17 protein-coding genes and 1 pseudogene are annotated in these 19,487 nt (G+C 54.1%); 4 read left to right on the top strand and 14 right to left on the bottom strand.

Annotation, left to right across the window (positions count from 1 at the left end; all coding sequences use genetic code 11):
- Positions 1-71: 71 nt before the first annotated feature.
- From dapB to ACQG19_RS03410, 7 genes and pseudogenes are all read right to left on the bottom strand, one after another.
- On the bottom strand, positions 72-893 hold the full coding sequence (dapB, locus tag ACQG19_RS03440; RefSeq protein WP_062729709.1) for a 4-hydroxy-tetrahydrodipicolinate reductase: 822 nt from the start codon (positions 891-893) through the stop codon (positions 72-74).
- A gap of 205 nt (positions 894-1,098) precedes the next feature.
- On the bottom strand, positions 1,099-2,049 hold the full coding sequence (gene ispH / locus ACQG19_RS03435) for a 4-hydroxy-3-methylbut-2-enyl diphosphate reductase (RefSeq protein WP_013095529.1): 951 nt from the start codon (positions 2,047-2,049) through the stop codon (positions 1,099-1,101).
- Between the two features lies 1 nt (position 2,050).
- The gene (gene fkpB / locus ACQG19_RS03430) at positions 2,051-2,500 is read right to left on the bottom strand and encodes an FKBP-type peptidyl-prolyl cis-trans isomerase (RefSeq protein ID WP_013095528.1); all 450 of its coding nucleotides are present in this window, start codon (positions 2,498-2,500) and stop codon (positions 2,051-2,053) included.
- A gap of 117 nt (positions 2,501-2,617) precedes the next feature.
- Positions 2,618-3,118 (bottom strand): signal peptidase II, encoded by a 501-nt coding sequence (lspA, locus tag ACQG19_RS03425; RefSeq protein ID WP_013095527.1) that lies wholly within the window; start codon positions 3,116-3,118, stop codon positions 2,618-2,620.
- The gene (gene ileS / locus ACQG19_RS03420; RefSeq protein ID WP_246932360.1) at positions 3,118-5,934 is read right to left on the bottom strand and encodes an isoleucine--tRNA ligase; all 2,817 of its coding nucleotides are present in this window, start codon (positions 5,932-5,934) and stop codon (positions 3,118-3,120) included. The genes lspA and ileS overlap by 1 nt, the downstream gene beginning before the upstream one ends.
- 45 nt (positions 5,935-5,979) lie before the next feature.
- The gene (ribF, locus tag ACQG19_RS03415; protein WP_020688470.1) at positions 5,980-6,906 is read right to left on the bottom strand and encodes a bifunctional riboflavin kinase/FAD synthetase; all 927 of its coding nucleotides are present in this window, start codon (positions 6,904-6,906) and stop codon (positions 5,980-5,982) included.
- A 7-nt stretch (positions 6,907-6,913) separates the two neighbouring features.
- A pseudogene (locus ACQG19_RS03410) lies at positions 6,914-7,132 on the bottom strand (DUF2575 domain-containing protein).
- 101 nt (positions 7,133-7,233) lie between these two features.
- Here ACQG19_RS03410 and rpsT point away from each other — a divergent pair.
- Positions 7,234-7,497, top strand: a complete 264-nt coding sequence (gene rpsT / locus ACQG19_RS03405) for a 30S ribosomal protein S20 (protein ID WP_003856458.1) — start codon at positions 7,234-7,236, stop codon at positions 7,495-7,497.
- Between the two features lie 57 nt (positions 7,498-7,554).
- On the opposite strand, the gene nhaR is transcribed toward rpsT, so the two are convergent.
- The 4 genes from nhaR to dnaK all read right to left on the bottom strand — a co-directional run bounded on the left by nhaR (position 7,555) and on the right by dnaK (position 13,006).
- Complete coding sequence (gene nhaR, locus ACQG19_RS03400) at positions 7,555-8,454, bottom strand: transcriptional activator NhaR (protein ID WP_020688469.1); 900 nt, start codon at positions 8,452-8,454, stop codon at positions 7,555-7,557.
- Between the two features lie 56 nt (positions 8,455-8,510).
- Entirely contained in the window at positions 8,511-9,686 is a 1,176-nt protein-coding gene (gene nhaA / locus ACQG19_RS03395) for a Na+/H+ antiporter NhaA (RefSeq protein ID WP_038981162.1), read from the bottom strand.
- Positions 9,687-9,859: 173 nt separating this feature from the next.
- The gene (gene dnaJ / locus ACQG19_RS03390) at positions 9,860-11,005 is read right to left on the bottom strand and encodes a molecular chaperone DnaJ (RefSeq protein WP_095440279.1); all 1,146 of its coding nucleotides are present in this window, start codon (positions 11,003-11,005) and stop codon (positions 9,860-9,862) included.
- 87 nt (positions 11,006-11,092) lie between these two features.
- Positions 11,093-13,006, bottom strand: a complete 1,914-nt coding sequence (dnaK, locus tag ACQG19_RS03385) for a molecular chaperone DnaK (RefSeq protein WP_013095521.1) — start codon at positions 13,004-13,006, stop codon at positions 11,093-11,095.
- A gap of 297 nt (positions 13,007-13,303) precedes the next feature.
- On the opposite strand from dnaK, the gene satP reads away from it, so the two are divergent.
- Positions 13,304-13,870 (top strand): acetate uptake transporter, encoded by a 567-nt coding sequence (satP, locus tag ACQG19_RS03380; protein ID WP_013095518.1) that lies wholly within the window; start codon positions 13,304-13,306, stop codon positions 13,868-13,870.
- Here satP and ACQG19_RS03375 read toward each other — a convergent pair.
- From ACQG19_RS03375 to tal, 3 genes are all read right to left on the bottom strand, one after another.
- Positions 13,847-15,169 (bottom strand): MFS transporter, encoded by a 1,323-nt coding sequence (locus ACQG19_RS03375; protein ID WP_013095517.1) that lies wholly within the window; start codon positions 15,167-15,169, stop codon positions 13,847-13,849. The two genes, satP and ACQG19_RS03375, sit on opposite strands and share 24 nt — an antisense overlap.
- Positions 15,170-15,291: 122 nt before the next feature.
- Positions 15,292-15,879: a molybdopterin adenylyltransferase gene (gene mog, locus ACQG19_RS03370; RefSeq protein ID WP_013095516.1), complete on the bottom strand. Its 588-nt coding sequence runs from the start codon at positions 15,877-15,879 to the stop codon at positions 15,292-15,294.
- Positions 15,880-15,989: 110 nt separating this feature from the next.
- Positions 15,990-16,943: a transaldolase gene (gene tal / locus ACQG19_RS03365; protein WP_013095515.1), complete on the bottom strand. Its 954-nt coding sequence runs from the start codon at positions 16,941-16,943 to the stop codon at positions 15,990-15,992.
- 262 nt (positions 16,944-17,205) lie between these two features.
- On the opposite strand from tal, the gene ACQG19_RS03360 reads away from it, so the two are divergent.
- Positions 17,206-18,636 (top strand): alanine/glycine:cation symporter family protein, encoded by a 1,431-nt coding sequence (locus ACQG19_RS03360; RefSeq protein WP_020688464.1) that lies wholly within the window; start codon positions 17,206-17,208, stop codon positions 18,634-18,636.
- A gap of 66 nt (positions 18,637-18,702) precedes the next feature.
- A complete protein-coding gene (gene yaaA / locus ACQG19_RS03355; protein WP_246932357.1) occupies positions 18,703-19,476 on the top strand; it encodes a peroxide stress protein YaaA in 774 nt (257 codons plus the stop codon).
- The last annotated feature ends 11 nt before the right edge of the window (positions 19,477-19,487 follow it).

The raw sequence follows: 19,487 nt of genomic DNA, 5'->3' as shown, positions 1-19,487 counted from the left end.
GCAATAAATTATTGCCCTATGCAATCAAAAAGTTACGACTGCAATAACCACATCACGATGGGTAATATCTCTTACAATTTGTTGAGATCGAGCACATCACGCATATCAAAAAGACCATTTTCTTTGCCTTTCAGCCACAAAGCAGAGCGAACGGCACCATTCGCAAATGTCATGCGGCTGGATGCTTTATGCGTGATCTCTACACGTTCTCCAATATCGGCGAACATCGCAGTATGTTCCCCGACGATGTCACCCGCTCGCACGGTTGCGAAGCCAATCGTTCCCGGGACGCGTTCGCCCGTATGGCCTTCGCGGGTATATACCGCGCAGTCTTTTAAATCTTTATCCAGTGCATGCGCAATCGCTTCGCCCATTGCCAGCGCCGTGCCGGAGGGAGCATCGACTTTGTAACGGTGGTGAGCTTCGACAATCTCAATGTCGGTATAATCGCCCATCACTTTTGCGGCCTTCTCCAGCAGCTTAAGCATAACGTTGACGCCCACGCTAAAGTTAGCGGCGAAGACAATAGCAATCTCATGTGACGCATCCTGAATGGCTTGTTTACCGGCTTCATCAAACCCGGTGGTGCCAATCACCATGCCTTTGCCGTGCTGACGGCAAAATGCCAGATGGGTCAGCGTGCCTTCTGGCCGGGTGAAATCGATAAACACATCAAAATCATCTTTCACCGCATCAAGGCTGCTTTGAACGGTAACGCCCGTCTTGCCCGCGCCTGCCAGTTCACCGGCATCGGCCCCAAGAAGCGATGAACCTTCACGTTCCAGTGCTGCGCCCAGCGCTACGCCATCCATCTGAAGTGCCGCCTGAATGAGCTGGCGACCCATACGTCCACCCGCGCCCGCAATAGCGACACGGATCTGTGCATCATGCATAGTTATTCTCTTACGTTAAAATGATGTAAACCGTTTTCAGATTAACCAGCCTTTGTCAGGCCTGCCAACTGAAAACACCGATAATTAGAATTTAACGTGAAACGGACTCAAATATCAGTAAAAGACATGATTTTGTCGTCACGATAAAGTAGCAGATAAAAAAAAGGCCAGCACAGGAGGTGCTGGCCTTTCCTCAGAAGAAGGATTATTCCACTTCGCGTGCATCAATACGCAGCTCTTTCGGGACTTCGAAGACGATGTTTTCTTCGCGGCCTTCCAGCGGAACGGCTTCACCACCACCCAGTTCCTGCAGACGGGTGATCACGTTCTGCACCAGGATATCCGGTGCGGAAGCCCCTGCGGTGACACCGACACAGGCCGCGTTTTTCACCCACGCTTCCTGAATGTCCGTCGCGTCGTCAATCAGAAACGCCGCCTTGCCCATGCGCTGCGCCAGTTCGGCCAGACGGTTGGAGTTAGAGGAGTTTTTCGAGCCGACCACCAGCACCACGTCCGCCTGTTCAGCCAGCGCACGCACCGCTTCCTGGCGGTTAGTGGTTGCGTAGCAGATATCATCTTTACGCGGCCCGACGATTTTCGGAAAACGCTGGCGCAATGCGTCAATCACATCCGACGTATCATCAACTGAAAGCGTGGTCTGCGTCATGAACGACAGACGGGCTTCGTTTTTCACGTTCAGCGTCAGAACATCTTCCGGCGACTCCACCAGATACATCCCCCCTTCCGGGTTGCTGTACTGGCCCATAGTGCCTTCGACTTCCGGATGACCCGCATGACCAATCAGGATCGACTCTTCACCGCGACGGCTGGCGCGCGCCACTTCCATATGCACTTTGGTTACCAACGGACAGGTGGCGTCGAACACCGTTAAATCACGGCTTTTCGCTTCGTTACGTACCGCCTGGGAGACACCGTGTGCGGAGAAAATCAGGATCGCGCCGTCCGGCACTTCGCTGATCTGCTCAATGAAGATTGCACCGCGTTCACGCAGGCTGTCGACCACGTAACGGTTATGTACAACTTCGTGACGCACGTAAATCGGCGCGCCGTAAATCTCCAGCGCGTTTTCAACAATGCTGATAGCGCGGTCTACACCGGCGCAGAAGCCGCGCGGGTTAGCCAACAGGATCTGCATTTCAGGCCTCCAGTACCGGATCGATCTCCAGCACTTCAATATCAAAATGGACGGTGCGCCCGGCAAGCGGATGGTTGAAATCTACGGTGATGGAGTCGCCGTTGATTTCGCGGATCACGCCAGGCATTTCGCTGCCATCCATAGCGGTAAAGAGCATAATCGCCCCGATTTCCGGTTCGCCCGCATCCATAAACTCACGACGAGAGAAGTACTGGATAAGATCCGGGCTTGGCACGCCAAACGCCGCATCCGGCTCCAGCGAAAACGCCTTCTTCTCCCCCTCTTTCAGACCCAGAAGCTGCTGCTCCAGACCTTCAGATAACGACGTATCGCCAAGACGAAACAGGGCTGGTTTGCCGTTATTGCGGGTGGATTCGGCCGTTGAGCCGTCATCCAGTTTCAGCGTGAAGTGAACGAGAACCGCGCTATTGCTTTGTACGGATTTAGACATGCAAATTGCTCGCTTGTTTTGGGTCACCTGTTGCCCGGTGGCGCTGCGCTTACCGGGCCTACGGGAGGCCACAAATTCTGTAGGCCGGGTAAGCGCAGCGCCACCCGGCATTTACAATTAAGCCTGCTCTTTCGCGGCGGGTTTCGGCAAGAAACCTTCCAGCACGATTAACGCCGCACCGATACAAATTGCGCTATCGGCTAGGTTAAAGGTCGCAAAGTGCCAGTCGCCAACGTAGAAGTCGATCATATCGACCACAAAGCCATGCCACAGGCGATCGAACAGGTTACCTAACGCGCCACCAATGATCAGCGCATAGGCGATGTTATTCAGCTTTTGCGTCGCTTTCGAACGGTACATCAGCACCGCCAGCACCACACAGATACCGATAGCAATACCCGCAAAGAACCAGCGCTGCCAGCCACCGCTGTCAGCAAGGAAGCTAAACGCTGCACCGTAGTTACGCGCATAGTGCAGGTTAAGCGACGGGAACAGCGGAACCGTATCCCCCAGAGCAAAGTTCTGAAGGATCAGGAACTTGCTGCCCAGATCAATAATCAGCACCACCACAACCAGCCACAGCCAGCGCAGTCCTGTTGAACAGAGAGTTTTACTCATCAGGCAAACTTACGTTTTTCGCCGTCACCGGCGACGTTGCTTACACAGCGTCCGCAGATGTCTGCGTGTTCCGCCACCTGGCCGACATCGGTGGTGTAGTGCCAGCAGCGCGGGCACTTCTCACCTTCGGCTTTGCTCAGTGCGACTTTTAGTCCTTTAAGCAGTTCGCTCTGCTGAGCATCAGCAGAAGCGTCGGCATAATCCGCAACTTTCGCACCGGAGGTCAACAGGACAAATCGTAATTCATCGCCCAGCGCCGTCAGTTTGGCCGCCAGCTCAGGTTCTGCGTACAGGGTCACTGCCGCTTCCAGAGAACCACCGACTTTCTTGTCAGCACGCGCCTGTTCAATGACCTTGTTCACTTCGCCACGCACTTTCAGCAGCTCGTCCCAGAAGGCATCGTTCATCGCTTCGGTAGTGGAGAGATCGAACAGACCTTCATACCACTCGCCGGTGAAGACATACTTCTCACGCTCACCTGGCAGGTAGCCCCAGATTTCATCCGCGGTGAAGGACATAATTGGCGCCATCCAGCGCACCAGTGCTTCTGCGATGTGATACAGCGCAGTCTGGCAGCTACGACGCGCCACGCTGTCCGCTTTCGCGGTGTACTGGCGATCTTTGATGATGTCGAGGTAGAACGAGCCCATCTCGATGGAGCAGAAGCGCATCAGGCGCTGCACCACTTCATGGAAATCGTAAGACTCATATGCCTTAACGATATCTTCCTGCGCCGCTTTCGCACAGCCCACCGCCCAGCGATCCAGCACCACCATCTCTTCCGGTTTCACCATGTCTTTTGCCGGATCGAAACCATTCAGGTTCGCCAGCAGGAAGCGCGCGGTGTTACGGATACGACGATAGCTGTCGGCAGCACGTTTCAGGATCTCATCTGATACCGCCATTTCGCCGGTATAGTCGGTAGATGCCACCCACAGACGCAGAATGTCTGCGCCCAGTTTGTTCATCACGTCCTGCGGAGAAACGGTATTACCGATAGATTTGGACATCTTACGGCCCTGACCATCGACGGTGAAACCGTGGGTCAGTACCTGACGGTAAGGTGCTTTACCTTTCATGGCGGTGGAGATCATCAGGGATGACATGAACCAGCCACGGTGTTGGTCAGAACCTTCCAGATACATATCAGCAGCGTGACCGGCAAACTCAGGACGCACGTCAACCACGGAGGCGTGAGTAGACCCGGAGTCGAACCACACGTCCAGGGTATCTGGCACTTTCTCGTAGTTGTCCGCGTCAGCGCCCAGGATATCGCGGGCGTCGAGATCCCACCACGCCTGAATGCCATCAACTTCAACACGCTTCGCCACTTCTTCCATCAGTTCCAGCGTGTTCGGGTGCAGTTCGTGCGTCTCTTTATGCACGAACAGCGACATCGGCACGCCCCAGGTACGCTGACGGGAGATACACCAGTCAGGACGGTTAGCCACCATGGATTCAATACGCGCCTGGCCCCAGTCCGGGATCCACTGCACGCCTTTGATCTCTTTCAGAGACTGCTCGCGCAGGCCTTTCTGATCCATGCTGACGAACCACTGTGGGGTCGCACGGAAGATGATCGGCGTCTTGTGACGCCAGCAGCACGGGTAGCTGTGCTGCATTTTCTCAACGTGCAACAGCGCGCCGCGCTCACGCAGCATCTCCACAATGATGTCGTTCGCTTTGAAGACGTTGATACCGTCCAGCGATGGATACGTACCAGGCAGGTATGATCCGTCCGGACCAACCGGGTTCGCGATTTCCAGACCGTATTTCAGGCTGATGTTGTAGTCGTCAGGACCGTGACCACCGGCGGTATGTACTGCACCGGTACCGGCTTCCAGCGTCACGTGGTCGCCCAGGATCGCCGGAACGTCGAAGTCCAGGAACGGGTGTTTGAAGCGCATCAGCTCCAGCGCGTCGCCCTTCACGGTGCCCAGCACGGTGTAGTCGGTGATGTTCGCGCGTTTCAGCACGCTTTCCACCAGATCTTTCGCCAGGATCAGCGCCTGACCGTCAATCTGAACCAGTGCATATTCGAACTCACCAGAGAGGGAGATTGCACGGTTAGCAGGCAGCGTCCATGGGGTGGTGGTCCAGATAACCAGCGAGATCGAACCGCTTACGCCCGGCAGGCCGAATTTACCTTTGATCGCATCCTGATCGACCGCTTCGAAGGCCACGTCGATTGAAGGCGAGGTTTTGTCGTAATACTCAACTTCTGCTTCTGCCAGCGCAGAACGGCAGTCCACGCACCAGTGCACCGGCTTCGCGCCTTTGTGCAGGTGGCCATTGCCGATGATTTTACCCAGCGCACGGATGATGTTGGCTTCGGTTTTGAAGTCCATGGTCAGGTACGGATGCGACCAGTCGCCCAGCACGCCCAGACGAATAAAGTCTGCACGCTGGCCGTCAACCTGAGTGGCCGCGTATTCACGGCATTTCGCACGGAATTCCGCCGCGGTGAATTTCTCACCCGGCTTACCAAACTCCTGCTCAACTTTCAGTTCAATCGGCAGACCGTGGCAATCCCAACCCGGAACGTAAGGCGAGTCATATCCCGCGAGTCCTTTGGACTTCACGATAATGTCTTTCAGAATCTTGTTTACAGAGTGACCAATATGAATGCTGCCATTCGCATATGGAGGGCCATCATGCAGAATGAAGGTTTTTTTGCCTTTCTTGGCTGCACGAATGATGCCGTACAGGTCATCATCGGTCCAACGCGCCAGCATTCCCGGTTCGCGCTTGGCGAGATCGCCGCGCATCGGGAACCCTGTTTCCGGCAAATTCAGGGTTGATTTATAGTCACTCATCAGATTCTCGGTTCCGTATTTATCACGTAGGCATTTAAGCCGGGTTCAAAGCCCAAAAAACTCGCGGGCCGTTAATTCATCTCGCGCGATTTGCGCTTTTAGTTCATCCAGCGAGGCAAATCGCTGCTCATTGCGTATTTTTTTACGCAGTATGACATCTATATGGCGACCGTAGAGGTCCATTACAACGTCCAGCAGATGCACTTCCAGCTGCTGTCGCACACCGGCGACCGTAGGACGTGTGCCAATATTGGCGACACCGTAAAAAGGTTTCTCGCCCAGTCCAGCCACTTCCACCGCATATACCCCCTTAACCGGGGAGACCTGACGACGCAGCGGTATATTCGCCGTCGGGAAACCTATCGTACGGCCCAGCGCATCGCCATGAACCACACGACCAGAAATGGTAAACGGATGCCCCAGCAAATTCTCTGCGGTCTCCAGTTCATCATTGGCCAGCGCCTGACGAACCGCCGTACTGCTGACGCGCACGCCACCTTCGCAAAAGGTCATCGCGCTGGTGACGTCAAAACCATATTCCAGGCCAGCCTTCTGTAATAGCAAGAAATCGCCCTGACGACCAGCGCCAAAGCGGAAATCATCACCCACGGCGAGAAACTGCACGCCAAGGCGCTTGACCAACAGGTCGCTGACGAAATTTTGTGCTGTCAGCGCGGCAAAACGACGATCAAAACGGACACACAATACGTAGTCCACACCGGACTGTGCCAGATAGCGCAACTTCTCGCGCAGGCGAGTAAGTCGGGCAGGCGATTTATCGCCCGCGAACAGTTCCAGCGGCTGCGGCTCGAAAATCATCACTACCACGGGCAGGCCACGCGCCTCCCCTTCTTTACGCAATCCCTGCAACAGCGCCTGATGCCCACGATGCACGCCGTCGAAATTACCAATGGTCAGCACGCACCCGTGGGGGGCTTTGCTGAGATTATGTATGCCGCGTATCAGCTTCATGTCTGGCTCAAAACAGTGAAAATCGCCAAAGTATACCTTGTACAGCGATTAAGGTTAACCGACGATTGTCTGCACAAAACAGAAAGCCGTAATGATTTCATCATGCTGACCTTTCACAGCAAAAAAATCTGTCCGGGAACTGCGATTTTTATGCCGAAAAGCTGTATTCACGAAAGACAAGCTGGTAGAATCCTGCGCCATCACTACGTAACGTAGCGTCGCTAATTAACGGCGCTTATTTGCACAAATCCATTGACAAAAGAAGGCAAAGAGGGCATATTCCTCGGCCTTTGAATTGTCCACATAGATCATATTTGGGAGTTGGACTTGGCTAATATCAAATCAGCTAAGAAACGTGCCGTTCAGTCTGAAAAGGCTCGTAAGCACAACGCAAGCCGTCGCTCTATGATGCGTACTTTCATCAAGAAAGTATACGCAGCAATCGAAGCTGGCGACAAAGCTGCAGCGCAGAACGCATTTAACGAAATGCAACCAATCGTGGATCGTCAGGCTGCTAAAGGTCTGATCCACAAAAACAAAGCAGCGCGTCATAAAGCAAACCTGACCGCGCAGATCAACAAACTGGCTTAATCGCCGCTTGTTGTTGCTTGTTTAAAGAACCCGCTTAACGCGGGTTTTTTTATACCTTCAGTTTGCTGGCGGGGTAAACAGCGCCGAGTAGTCGCGGTTACAGATACGCTGCACCGCCGGGTGTTGAATCATCCTTTCGGCGAAGATGGCGTGGTACTCCTCCATGACGTTATCGACTCTGCCAATCTCGGTAATCTTGTTATCCGAATAGAGATCGTGCATGTACAGCGTCGGCGCAACAAAGATTGCGTTGTGCGCCTCACCAAACGCTTTCATCAGTGCTGCATCATCGAACTCACCCAGGATCTCCACGTTCAGCCCCTGAGAGTTAAACCAGTTCTGCAGCTTACGCCCCAGCATGGAGCGCCTTCCCGGCACCAGCAAGCGGCGTTCTTCCAGACAGGCAGGGAACGGTTTTTCCGGAGGCGGGTTGATGCACCAGAAGCTTACCCCGCATTCACCAATCTTGACCGAAAACAGCCCCTCCTGCTGCGTGGAGTCGATGGGGCAATCCGAGATAATCATATCCAGCTTATGCTGGCTCAACTGCTCCAGCAGCATTTCGTGTGTGGATTCAAAACAGCGCAAATGGATCTGCTCGTCTTCAACCACCGCCGCATCCAGCACGCCGCTCACCAGCCGTTTCGAGAGGGCATCCGCCACGCCCACGTCAAACAGCAAATTAGACTCTTTGCGGTAGTTGACGATATCCAGCATCTCCTGGCTCAGGGTAAACATCTTGTCCGCATAGCGAAAAACCAGTTCACCCAACTCGCTTGGCTCTATCCCACGTCCTTTACGCTTGAACAGCTTGCCTTGCAGGCGTTCTTCCAGAGCTTTGATTTGCCCGGTGATAGTTTGTGGCGTCAGAAAAAGAGCTTCTGCCGCCCCGACCACCGAGCCTTGTTTGTAAACATGCCAGAAGTAATAAAGATGGTTGTAATTCAAATGAGACATCGCGTCTTCTCTCCCTGAGTGTATCGGGAGAAGAATGACCTCCTCCCGGTTTTCCGTTATGCCTGGACGGCCTGCCCGGACAACTTCACCTTCAATAAGGTATAACCAATAACTGCGGCCAGTAATGAACCGATAAGAATGGCGAGTTTTGCCCAGATAATCAGCTCAGGCGCGTTTGCACCAAACGCCAGCGTCGAGATAAAGATCGACATGGTAAATCCGATACCGCACAGCACGCCGACCGCCATAATCTGACCAAATGTTGTGCCGTTCGGCAACGATGCCAGCTTAAACTTCAGCGCCAGCCAGCAGAACAGGCTGATCCCCAGCGGTTTACCAATAAACAGCCCGGCAATAATACCCAGCGGCAGCACGGAAGTGAGCCCCTCCAGCGTAACCCCTCCCAGGGAAACGCCCGCGTTGGCAAACGCAAACAGCGGCAGGATCATAAAGGCGACCCACGGGTGCAGCACATGCTCCAGTTGTTTGGCCGGTGATTTACCCTCCTGCGGCTTAAGCGGCACAAAGAAGCCGACGATCACCCCGGCCAGCGTGGCATGGACACCCGATTTCAGCACCGCCGTCCACAACACCATCCCCACAAGGATGTAAATTCCAATGCGACGGACATTGAAAATGTTCAACAGCGCCAGAACGGCAATCGCCCCTGCTGCCACGCTCAGCGACAGAATCGACAGATCGCTGGTGTAGAACAGCGCGATAATGACGATAGCCCCCAGGTCATCAATGATCGCCAGCGCCATCAGGAAGATTTTCAGTGCAACCGGAACCCGGCTCCCGAGCAACGCTAAAACGCCAAGCGCAAACGCGATATCCGTTGCCGCCGGGATCGCCCACCCGTCACGCGCGACAGGATCCTGCCAGGCAAACGCGAGGAAGAGCAGCGCCGGAACAACCATCCCGCCAATGGCGGCGATCACCGGAAACGCTGCACGCTGGCGGCTGGCTAACGAGCCCATCACCAGCTCACGTTTCACCTCAAGCCCCACCAGCAGGAAGAACACCGCCATCAGCGCATCGTTGATCCACAGCAGCATGTTCTTGTTAATTTCCAGCGCGCCGACCTTAAGCTCGACGGGCGTTTCCAGAAATGCGTGATAGAGATCGCGCGTCATGCCCATGTTGGCGAGCAGCATCGCGGCCGCAGCAGCAATAATCAGGATCACGCCGCCGGATGCTTCACTGCTAAAAAAACGGTGTAGTAATTTCACGTTAATTCTCTCTTTTACAACAATACCTCGATAAAACCATAATATCAGCGCAAACAAATCGGTAAAAACAGATTAATATTGAATATATACTCAGTTTAACCGAGCTTTCGAACAAGAAATAAAAAACCCGGAATCGCTTCCGGGTTTTTAAAGGATAGTTACCAGCTAACGATTTAGCGGGTCAAATCATCGAAGAATTTTTTGACGCCATCGAAGAAGCTTTTGGAGCGTGGGCTGTTTTTCTCACCCGTCGGGCCGCCAAAGCTTTCCTGCAGCTCTTTTAACAGCTGTTTCTGCTTGTCGTTCAGGCCAACCGGGGTTTCAACCACCACGCGGCACAGCAGGTCGCCCTGCGCACCACCGCGAACGGATTTCACGCCTTTACCGCGCATGCGGAACAGCTTACCGGTCTGCGTTTCGCCTGGGATTTTCAGGTTCACGCGCCCATCCAGTGTAGGCACTTCAATTTCGCCACCGAGCGCTGCCATAGCAAAGTTGATTGGGACTTCACAGTAGAGGTTGTTGCCTTCACGCTCAAAGATAGCGTGCTGTTTCACCTGCACCTGAACGTACAGATCGCCTGCTGGTGCGCCGTGCTCACCTGCTTCGCCTTCACCTGCCAGACGGATGCGGTCACCCGTATCTACGCCAGCCGGGATTTTAACGGACAGGGTTTTGGTTTTCTCAACGCGACCGTGGCCGTGGCATTTGGTGCATGGATCTTTAATCAGCGTCCCACGACCATGACAGTGCGGACATGCCTGCTGAACGGCGAAAAAGCCCTGACGCATCTGCACCTGACCGGAACCGTGACAGGTTGGACAGGTTTGTGGCTGCGTACCCGCTTTCGCACCGCTGCCATGGCAAACGTCACACTCTTCCAGCGTCGGGATACGGATCTCTTTGGTGACACCGCGAACGGCCTCTTCCAGCGTCAGCTCCATGTTGTAGCGCAGATCCGAACCACGCGCTGCGCGTTGACGACCGCGGCCACCACCGAAGATATCGCCGAAAACGTCGCCAAAGATATCGCTGAAATCAGCGCCGCCGCCAAAGCCGCCGCCACCGAATCCACCGCCACCCATGCCGCCCTGTTCAAAGGCTGCGTGACCGTACTGGTCATAGGCCGCACGTTTTTGTGCATCGGTCAGGACTTCGTAGGCTTCTTTGATCTCTTTAAATTTAGCTTCAGCCTCTTTGTCACCCTGGTTGCGATCCGGGTGGAATTTCATGGCCAGGCGCTTATACGCCTTTTTGATTTCACGCTCTTCCGCAGTTTTCGGAACGCCTAAAATCTCGTAATAGTCTTGCTTTGCCATTGGTTTTTTTAAGCCCCTTAACATGCGAGCACGGGCGTGGAGAGTTCTCCTACGCCCGTGCCGATTAATTACCCTGCATCAGGGCGATTATTTTTTGTCTTTAACTTCTTCGAACTCAGCGTCGACAACGTCGTCGTCTTTCGCGTTGTTCGCTGAAGCGTCAGCGCCTGCCTGCTGCTGGGCATGCTGCTGCTGAGCGATTTCCATCAGCTTCTGAGAAGCCTGTGCCAGCTCCTGCATCTTCGCTTCGATATCCGCTTTGTCTTCGCCTTTCAGAGACGTTTCCAGCGCGCTCAGTGCAGCTTCGATAGCAGTTTTGTCTTCCGCTGGCAGTTTATCGCCTGCTTCTTCAACCTGCTTACGGGTGCTGTGCAGCAGATGGTCACCCTGGTTACGGGTCTGAACCAGTTCTTCGAACTTACGGTCAGATTCCGCGTTGGCTTCCGCTTCACGAACCATTTTCTGGATCTCTTCCTCGTTCAGACCGGAAGAGGCCTTAATGGTGATCTTCTGCTCTTTACCGCTGTTTTTGTCTTTCGCGGAAACGTGCAGAATACCGTCAGCATCGATATCGAAGGTCACTTCGATCTGCGGCATGCCGCGTGGTGCCGGGTTAATACCATCCAGGTTGAACTGACCCAGAGATTTGTTATCAGACGCACGCTTACGCTCACCCTGCAGCACATGGATGGTTACCGCAGACTGGTTATCTTCAGCGGTAGAGAACACCTGGCTGTGCTTGGTTGGGATGGTGGTGTTTTTGCTGATCAGCGCCGTCATTACGCCACCCATGGTCTCGATACCCAGAGACAGTGGGGTAACGTCCAGCAGCAGAACGTCTTTAACATCACCGGTCAACACGCCGCCCTGAACCGCAGCACCAATTGCCACTGCTTCATCCGGGTTAACGTCTTTACGTGGTTCTTTACCAAAGAATTCAGCCACTTTCTTCTGAACCATTGGCATACGGGTCTGGCCACCAACGAGGATAACGTCGTTGATATCAGACACGGACAGGCCAGCATCCTGCAGTGCAACTTTCAGTGGCTCGATAGAACGGTTCACCAGGTCTTCTACCAGGCTTTCCAGTTTCGCACGGGTCACTTTGATGTTCATGTGTTTAGGACCGGTCGCGTCTGCTGTAATGTACGGCAGGTTCACGTCGGTCTGCTGAGCGGAAGAGAGTTCGATCTTCGCTTTCTCAGCGGCTTCTTTCAGGCGCTGCATAGCCAGCGGGTCGTTACGCAGGTCAATGCCCTGATCTTTCTTAAATTCGTCAACGAGATAGTTGATCAGACGGGTATCGAAGTCTTCACCACCCAGGTGCGTATCACCGTTGGTTGCCAGAACTTCGAAGGTTTTTTCGCCGTCTACTTCGTCGATTTCGATAATAGAGATATCGAAGGTACCACCACCCAGGTCGTAAACCGCGATAGTACGGTTGCCAACTTCTTTATCCAGACCGTAAGCCAGAGCAGCAGCGGTTGGTTCGTTGATGATACGTTTTACTTCCAGACCTGCGATACGGCCAGCATCTTTGGTTGCCTGACGCTGAGCATCGTTGAAGTACGCAGGAACGGTGATAACAGCTTCAGTTACCGGCTCACCCAGGTAATCTTCTGCGGTTTTCTTCATTTTTTTCAGCACTTCTGCAGAGATCTGAGGTGGTGCTGTTTTGGTGCCTTTCACATCAAGCCATGCATCGCCGTTATCTGCTGCGATGATTTTGTAAGGCATGATAGAAACGTCACGCTGAACTTCTTCGTCCTGGAAGCGGCGGCCAATCAGGCGTTTAATCGCAAACAGGGTGTTTTGCGGGTTCGTCACTGCCTGACGTTTAGCCGGCTGACCAACCAGAGTTTCACCATCCTGGGTATAGGCAATGATAGAAGGCGTGGTGCGATCGCCCTCGGCGTTCTCCAGCACACGTGCAGTAGTGCCATCCATAATCGCTACACAAGAGTTGGTAGTACCCAGGTCGATACCAATAATTTTACCCATCTAAACGTCTCCACTAAAAATTCAGTCAACATGTGGTTGTGTACCTGTAATAAGGGCAGAACGTGCTTTTTCAACTGCCCAGATTTGATTTTTTTCAGGTCCACACACTGCGGTTGCTTACAAGATGGGGTCGCAACGTCATCCATCAAGGGGGGAAGGATAAAAAAAATTTTAATTTCACCCTGACGAGATCATAGACGGCATCGTTTGCGCCCATTATGATGCCGCGCCCCTTCAGGGAGTACTGTCGCGGGTTTAACCATTTCACCATATTAATGATGATTTTTTTGAGGACTTATGGGCAACACTAAGTTGGCTAATCCGGCTCCGCTGGGCCTGATGGGTTTTGGCATGACCACTATTCTGCTGAACCTGCACAACATCGGGATGTTCCCGATGGACGGCATTATCCTGGCGATGGGCATTTTTTACGGCGGTATCGCGCAAATCTTCGCGGGCCTGCTGGAATATAAGAAAGGCAATACCTTCGGCTTAACCGCCTTTACCTCTTACGGTTCCTTCTGGCTGACCCTGGTCGCCATTCTGCTGATGCCTAAAATGGGCCTGGCAGAGGCGGCAAACGCCCATTTCCTGGGCGTTTACCTGGGCCTGTGGGGTGTCTTCACCCTGTTCATGTTCTTCGGCACCCTCAAGGGTAACCGCGCACTGCAGTTTGTCTTCCTGAGCCTGACCGTGCTGTTCGCCCTGCTGGCGATTGGTCATCTGGTGGACAACGAAGGCATCGTTCACGTTGCAGGCTGGATTGGTCTGGTTTGCGGCGCAAGCGCTATCTACCTGGCAATGGGTGAAGTGCTGAACGAGCAGTTTGACCGCACCATTTTACCGATTGGTGAAAAACACTGATCCCTCTGTCGTGTCCGCCTCGCGGGCACGACATTCTCCCATCTGGCGAAGCCAAATCCCCAACACCAGCCCCATCAGCGACAACGCCAGCACATACCAGGCAGGTGCCAGCGGTGACACGCCCATCAATACCGTAACCGCAATCGGCGTCAGTCCACCGAAGATGGCATATGAAACATTGTATGAGAATGAGATCCCGGTGAAGCGGACTTCTGGCGGGAAGGCCCGAACCATCACATAAGGCACCGCCCCCACCACGCCAACGCACAGCCCTACCACGCCGTATAAAAGGAACAGCACTTCAGGATGACTACCGGCCAGATGGTAAAACGCCCAGCTTGAGCCCGCCAGTAACAGGCTGCCAACGATAAAGGTTACGCTGGCACCGAAACGATCCGCAGCCAGCCCGGCGGCCAGGCAGCCGAAGCAGAGCATAACCGTGGCGATACTGTTCGCCTGTAAAGTCACCGCCGGGGCAAAGCCGTACTGCTTTTGCAGCCAGACCGGCGACATCAAAATCACCACCACAATGCCTGCCGAGAGCAACCAGGTAAGCAGCATCGACACCACCACCGCTTTTTTATGACGCACCACGACGGCTTTAACGGGCAACTCTTGTGCCAGCGCTTTGCGCTGCTGCATTTCGAGGAAAATCGGTGTCTCCTGGAGCCAACGGCGCAGGTACATCGCCACCAGGCCAAACGCCCCGCCCAGCAGGAACGGCAGACGCCAGCCCCAGTCGTGTACGGCCTGTTGCGTCATGCTGGTATTCACAATTGTCGCGACGACGGAACCGAGCAAAATCCCCACCGTTAGCCCCGCGGTTAAGGTTCCGCAGGCGATACCAATGCGGCGCGCCGGAACATGCTCCGCGACAAACACCCACGCCCCCGGCACTTCACCGCCGATGGCCGCCCCCTGAAGAATACGCATCAGCAGCAACAATAACGGGGCGAGAATGCCCATCGAGGCGTAGGTTGGCAGCAGACCAATGGCCAACGTCGGCACGGCCATCAGCAGGATACTGAGGGTAAACATCTTTTTGCGCCCGACAAGATCGCCAAAGTGCGCCATCACAATCCCACCAAGAGGACGCGCCAGATACCCGGCAGCAAAAATACCGAAGGTTTGCACCTGACGCAGCCATTCCGGGATATCCGCCGGGAAGAACAACTCCCCCACCACAGCGGCAAAGAAAACAAAGATGATGAAATCGTAAAACTCCAGCGCGCCGCCCAGGGCCGCGAGCGTAAGAGTTTTGTAGTCCTGTCGATTCAGAGGTCGGGTGTTATGTGACATAGCGAACCATTTAGCGTGTGTTGTGGAATTATTATTACAGCTATCGTAAAGAAAAAATTACTATACCGTAAAACTTTTAGCACACCACAGCAGCTTCAGCTAATGTCACATAATGATTATTTTCAGGAGATTGTTTCGCGGCGTGCGCTTTTAGGACGAAATGCTGCTACTACTTTGTCGTCGGTTTCGACATACGGCCCGTCCAGCAGCTGTATACAATACGGTACACTTGCAAAGATCCCATGGACGATCACGCTGCCGTCATCCGCTTTTAACCCTTCCAGCGTCTCTTTGATCGACTTAGGCTGGCCCGGCAGATTCAGGATCAGCGCCTGCTTGCGAATCACCCCCACCTGACGGGAGAGGATCGCCGTTGGAACAAAGTGCAGGCTAATCTGGCGCATCTGTTCACCGAAGCCCGGCATTTCACGGTCAGCTATAGCAAGCGTAGCATCTGGTGTCACATCACGACGTGCAGGACCGGTTCCGCCGGTGGTCAGCACCAGGTGGCAGCTCATCTCATCCACCAGCTCACACAACGTCTGCTCGATGATCGGCTGTTCGTCCGGGATCAGGCGGGTCTGGATTTCAAACGGGGTGGTCAGCGCGCTACCCAGCCACTCTTCAAGAGCAGGGATGCCTTTATCCTGATAAACACCGCTTGAGGCGCGGTCAGAAATCGACACTAAGCCGATGCGTAAGGTATTCATATCCATTCCATTCAAAAAGTACTGATTAAAGGGAATGATACACGCAGAGGGGAATTTCAGACAGAGTACGAAAGAAGTCGCGTGACCGGGAGCCCGGTCACGCAGAATGATTACAGCAGATCGCCGATCATTTTTTCCAGTTTTTCCTGGTCAATAGCAAACTTACGGATACCGTCAGCCAGTTTGTCTACCGCCATTGGATCCTGGTTGTGCTGCCACAGGAACTCGGATTCAGTGATACGCTCTGGACGCGCTTTCACTTCACCGGTGTAAGACAGTTTACGCTCGATGGTACCTTCGCTTTCAGCCAGCTCTTTCAGCAGCGCTGGTGCGATGGTCAGGCGGTCACAGCCAGCCAGTTCGATGATTTCGCCGACGTTACGGAAGCTTGCGCCCATAACAACGGTCTCATAACCGTGCTGTTTGTAGTATTCGTAGATTTCAGTCACGGAAATCACGCCTGGATCTTCAGACGCGGCGTACTCTTTCTTGTCGGTATTGGCTTTGTACCAGTCCAGAATACGACCCACGAACGGAGAAATCAGGTATACGCCCGCTTCCGCACATGCACGCGCCTGCGCGAAGGAGAACAGCAGCGTCAGGTTACAGTTGATACCGTCTTTTTCCAGCTGTTCAGCAGCGCGGATACCCTGCCAGGTAGAAGCCAGTTTGATCAGGATACGGTCATTGCTGATACCCGCATCGTTATACATTTTGATCAGACGTTTGGCTTTCGCGATAGACGCTTCGGTGTCGTAGGAGAGACGCGCATCCACTTCGGTAGAGATGCGGCCAGGAACCAGTTTAAGGATCTCCAGACCGATGTTCACTGCCAGTTTATCAGTGGCATCCACAACCTGCTGCGCGCGGTCGTTGCTCTGTGCTTTCGCCCAGGTCACAGCGTCGTCAATCAGTTTGCGATACTCAGGGATCTGCGCGGCGTTAAGGATCAGAGAAGGGTTAGTTGTGGCATCCTGCGGCTGGTACAGCTTCATTGCCGCGATATCTCCGGTGTCAGCTACGACAGTGGTGAACTGACGAAGGGAGGTCAATTTATCCGTCATGATAGTGTTTCTCTTTTAACGTGCCCTGGATAATTCACGCTACCGACAGCATGCCTGCAGCGGAAAAATGACAGGTTTACTTGTTAGGGGGATGTAACCGGTCTGCCCTGATGATAACACGCCAGAGGGGTAGCGCAACCGCAGACAGTGCGCTTAGCCAATGTATGATAAACTCGGAATATTAAGAGGCAGCTACGTAACAGTACGCCCAATATGTGGTAGCGCTTACATCCTTACCCTGGCATCAACATGAGGGACGTTAATGCCTGATTTCTTTTTCTTTATTAACGAAGTGCTCTGGGGTTCGATAATGATATACCTGCTTCTGGCAGCAGGTATATGGTTTACGTTACGCAGCGGTTTTATCCAGTTTCGTTATATCCGCAAATTTGGCAGAAGTCTGAAAAACAGCGTCACGCCACAACCCGGTGGATTAACCTCGTTCCAGGCGCTGTGCACCAGCCTTGCGGCAAGGCTTGGCAGCGGTAACCTGGCGGGGGTCGCGCTGGCTATCAGCGCCGGTGGGCCGGGGGCGGTTTTCTGGATGTGGGTGACGGCAATTATCGGCATGGCAACGTCCTTTGCCGAATGCTCTCTCGCCCAGCTCTACAAAGAAAAAGATCATCATGGCCAGTTTCGCGGTGGCCCAGCCTGGTACATGGCGCGCGGCTTAGGGATGCGCTGGATGGGCGTGCTGTTCTCACTTTTCTTACTCGTCGCCTATGGCCTGATTTTCAACACCGTCCAGGCAAATTCTGTCGCCCATGCCCTACGCTATGCCTTCGCCTGTCCGGAATGGCTCACCGGCGCGGGGTTAGCCCTCTGCATACTGCTGACCATCTCTACCGGTCTTAAGGGTACAGCCCGCCTGATGCAGTGGCTGGTTCCCGTTATGGCCTTGCTCTGGGTTGCGGCCAGTCTGCTTGTCGCTGCGTTGCATATCGACCAGGTGCCGGATGTGATTGCGACCATTTTCAGCAGCGCCTTTGGCTGGCGTGAAGCGGCTTCGGGTGCGCTGGGCTATACCTTTAGCCAGGCGCTGATGGCGGGTTTTCAGCGCGGTATGTTCTCTAACGAAGCCGGAATGGGGTCTACCCCCAATGCCGCGGCGGCGGCCGCTTCCTGGCCCCCTCACCCGGCCGCGCAAGGCATTGTGCAAATGATTGGCGTCTTCACGGACACGATTATTATCTGCTCCTCCAGCGCCATGATCTTGCTGCTGGCAGGCCCAATCTCTCACTCAACGGAAGCCGGCGGGATACAGCTTCTTCAGCAGGCGCTGGTGAACCTTACCGGTGGCTGGGGAGCGGGATTTGTTTCGCTCATTCTGCTGTTGTTCGCCTTCAGCTCGATGGTCGTCAATTACCTTTACGCCGAGAACAACCTCATTTTCCTGAAGCTCAACTCTCGCCCCATGCTCAACCTGTTGCGCCTGGGCATGTTGCTGATGGTCATCGTGGGTTCTCTGCTCAGCATGCCGGTGGTCTGGCAACTGGCGGACGTGATTATGGCGCTGATGGCGATCACCAACCTGACGGCGATTTTGCTGCTCTCGCCCGTAGTCACCCTCATCGCCCGGGACTACCTTCGCCAGCGCAAGCTGGGGGTTCCGCCGGTGTTTGACGCCTCGCGCTATCCCGAAATCAAATCGCAGATTGCGCCCGGCACGTGGGATGATTTGCCGCGGCAATAACAGCTATCGATCAATTCAGGGCGATTTTTTGCTAAAGTCGCCTTAAATTTCCTGCAAGGACTGGATATGCTGATTCTGATTTCACCTGCAAAAACGCTCGACTACCAGAGCCCGCTCGCGACCGAGCGTTATACCCAGCCTGAACTGCTGGACTACTCGCAACAGCTGATTCACGAGGCGCGTAAGCTCTCCGCGCCGCAAATCGCCTCTCTGATGAGCATCAGTGATAAGCTCGCCGATCTCAACGCAACCCGCTTCCATGAGTGGCATCCTGACTTTACTCCTGCGAATGCGCGCCAGGCGCTTCTGGCCTTCAAGGGCGATGTCTATACCGGCCTGCAGGCAGAAGAGTTCAGCGAAGCCGATTTCGATTTTGCCCAGCAGCATCTGCGTATGCTTTCAGGCCTGTACGGCGTGCTGCGCCCGCTGGATCTGATGCAGCCCTATCGTCTGGAGATGGGCATCCGCCTGGAAAACGCCAAAGGCAAAGATCTGTACCATTTCTGGGGCGACATTATCACCGATAAGCTGAACGCAGCCCTGCACGCGCAGGGGGATAACGTGGTGATTAACCTCGCCTCCGATGAATACTTCAAATCGGTGAAGCCGAAGAAGCTCGATGCGGATATTATTAAACCGGTCTTCCTTGATGAGAAAAACGGCAAGTTTAAGGTCATCAGCTTCTATGCCAAAAAAGCGCGTGGACTGATGAGCCGCTACATCATTCAAAACCGCCTGACGAAGCCAGAGCAGCTCACCGGATTCAACAGCGAGGGGTATTTCTTTGACGAGGAAGCGTCAGGGAAAGGGGAACTGGTGTTTAAGCGCCACGAACAGTAAAAAAACAACCC

The organism is Enterobacter cloacae complex sp. 277I4, assembly GCF_050031465.1.
GTDB lineage: Bacteria > Pseudomonadota > Gammaproteobacteria > Enterobacterales > Enterobacteriaceae > Enterobacter > Enterobacter cloacae.
The sequence above is the reverse complement of the archived record's forward strand: the minus strand, read 5'-3'. Positions and strand labels throughout refer to the sequence as shown.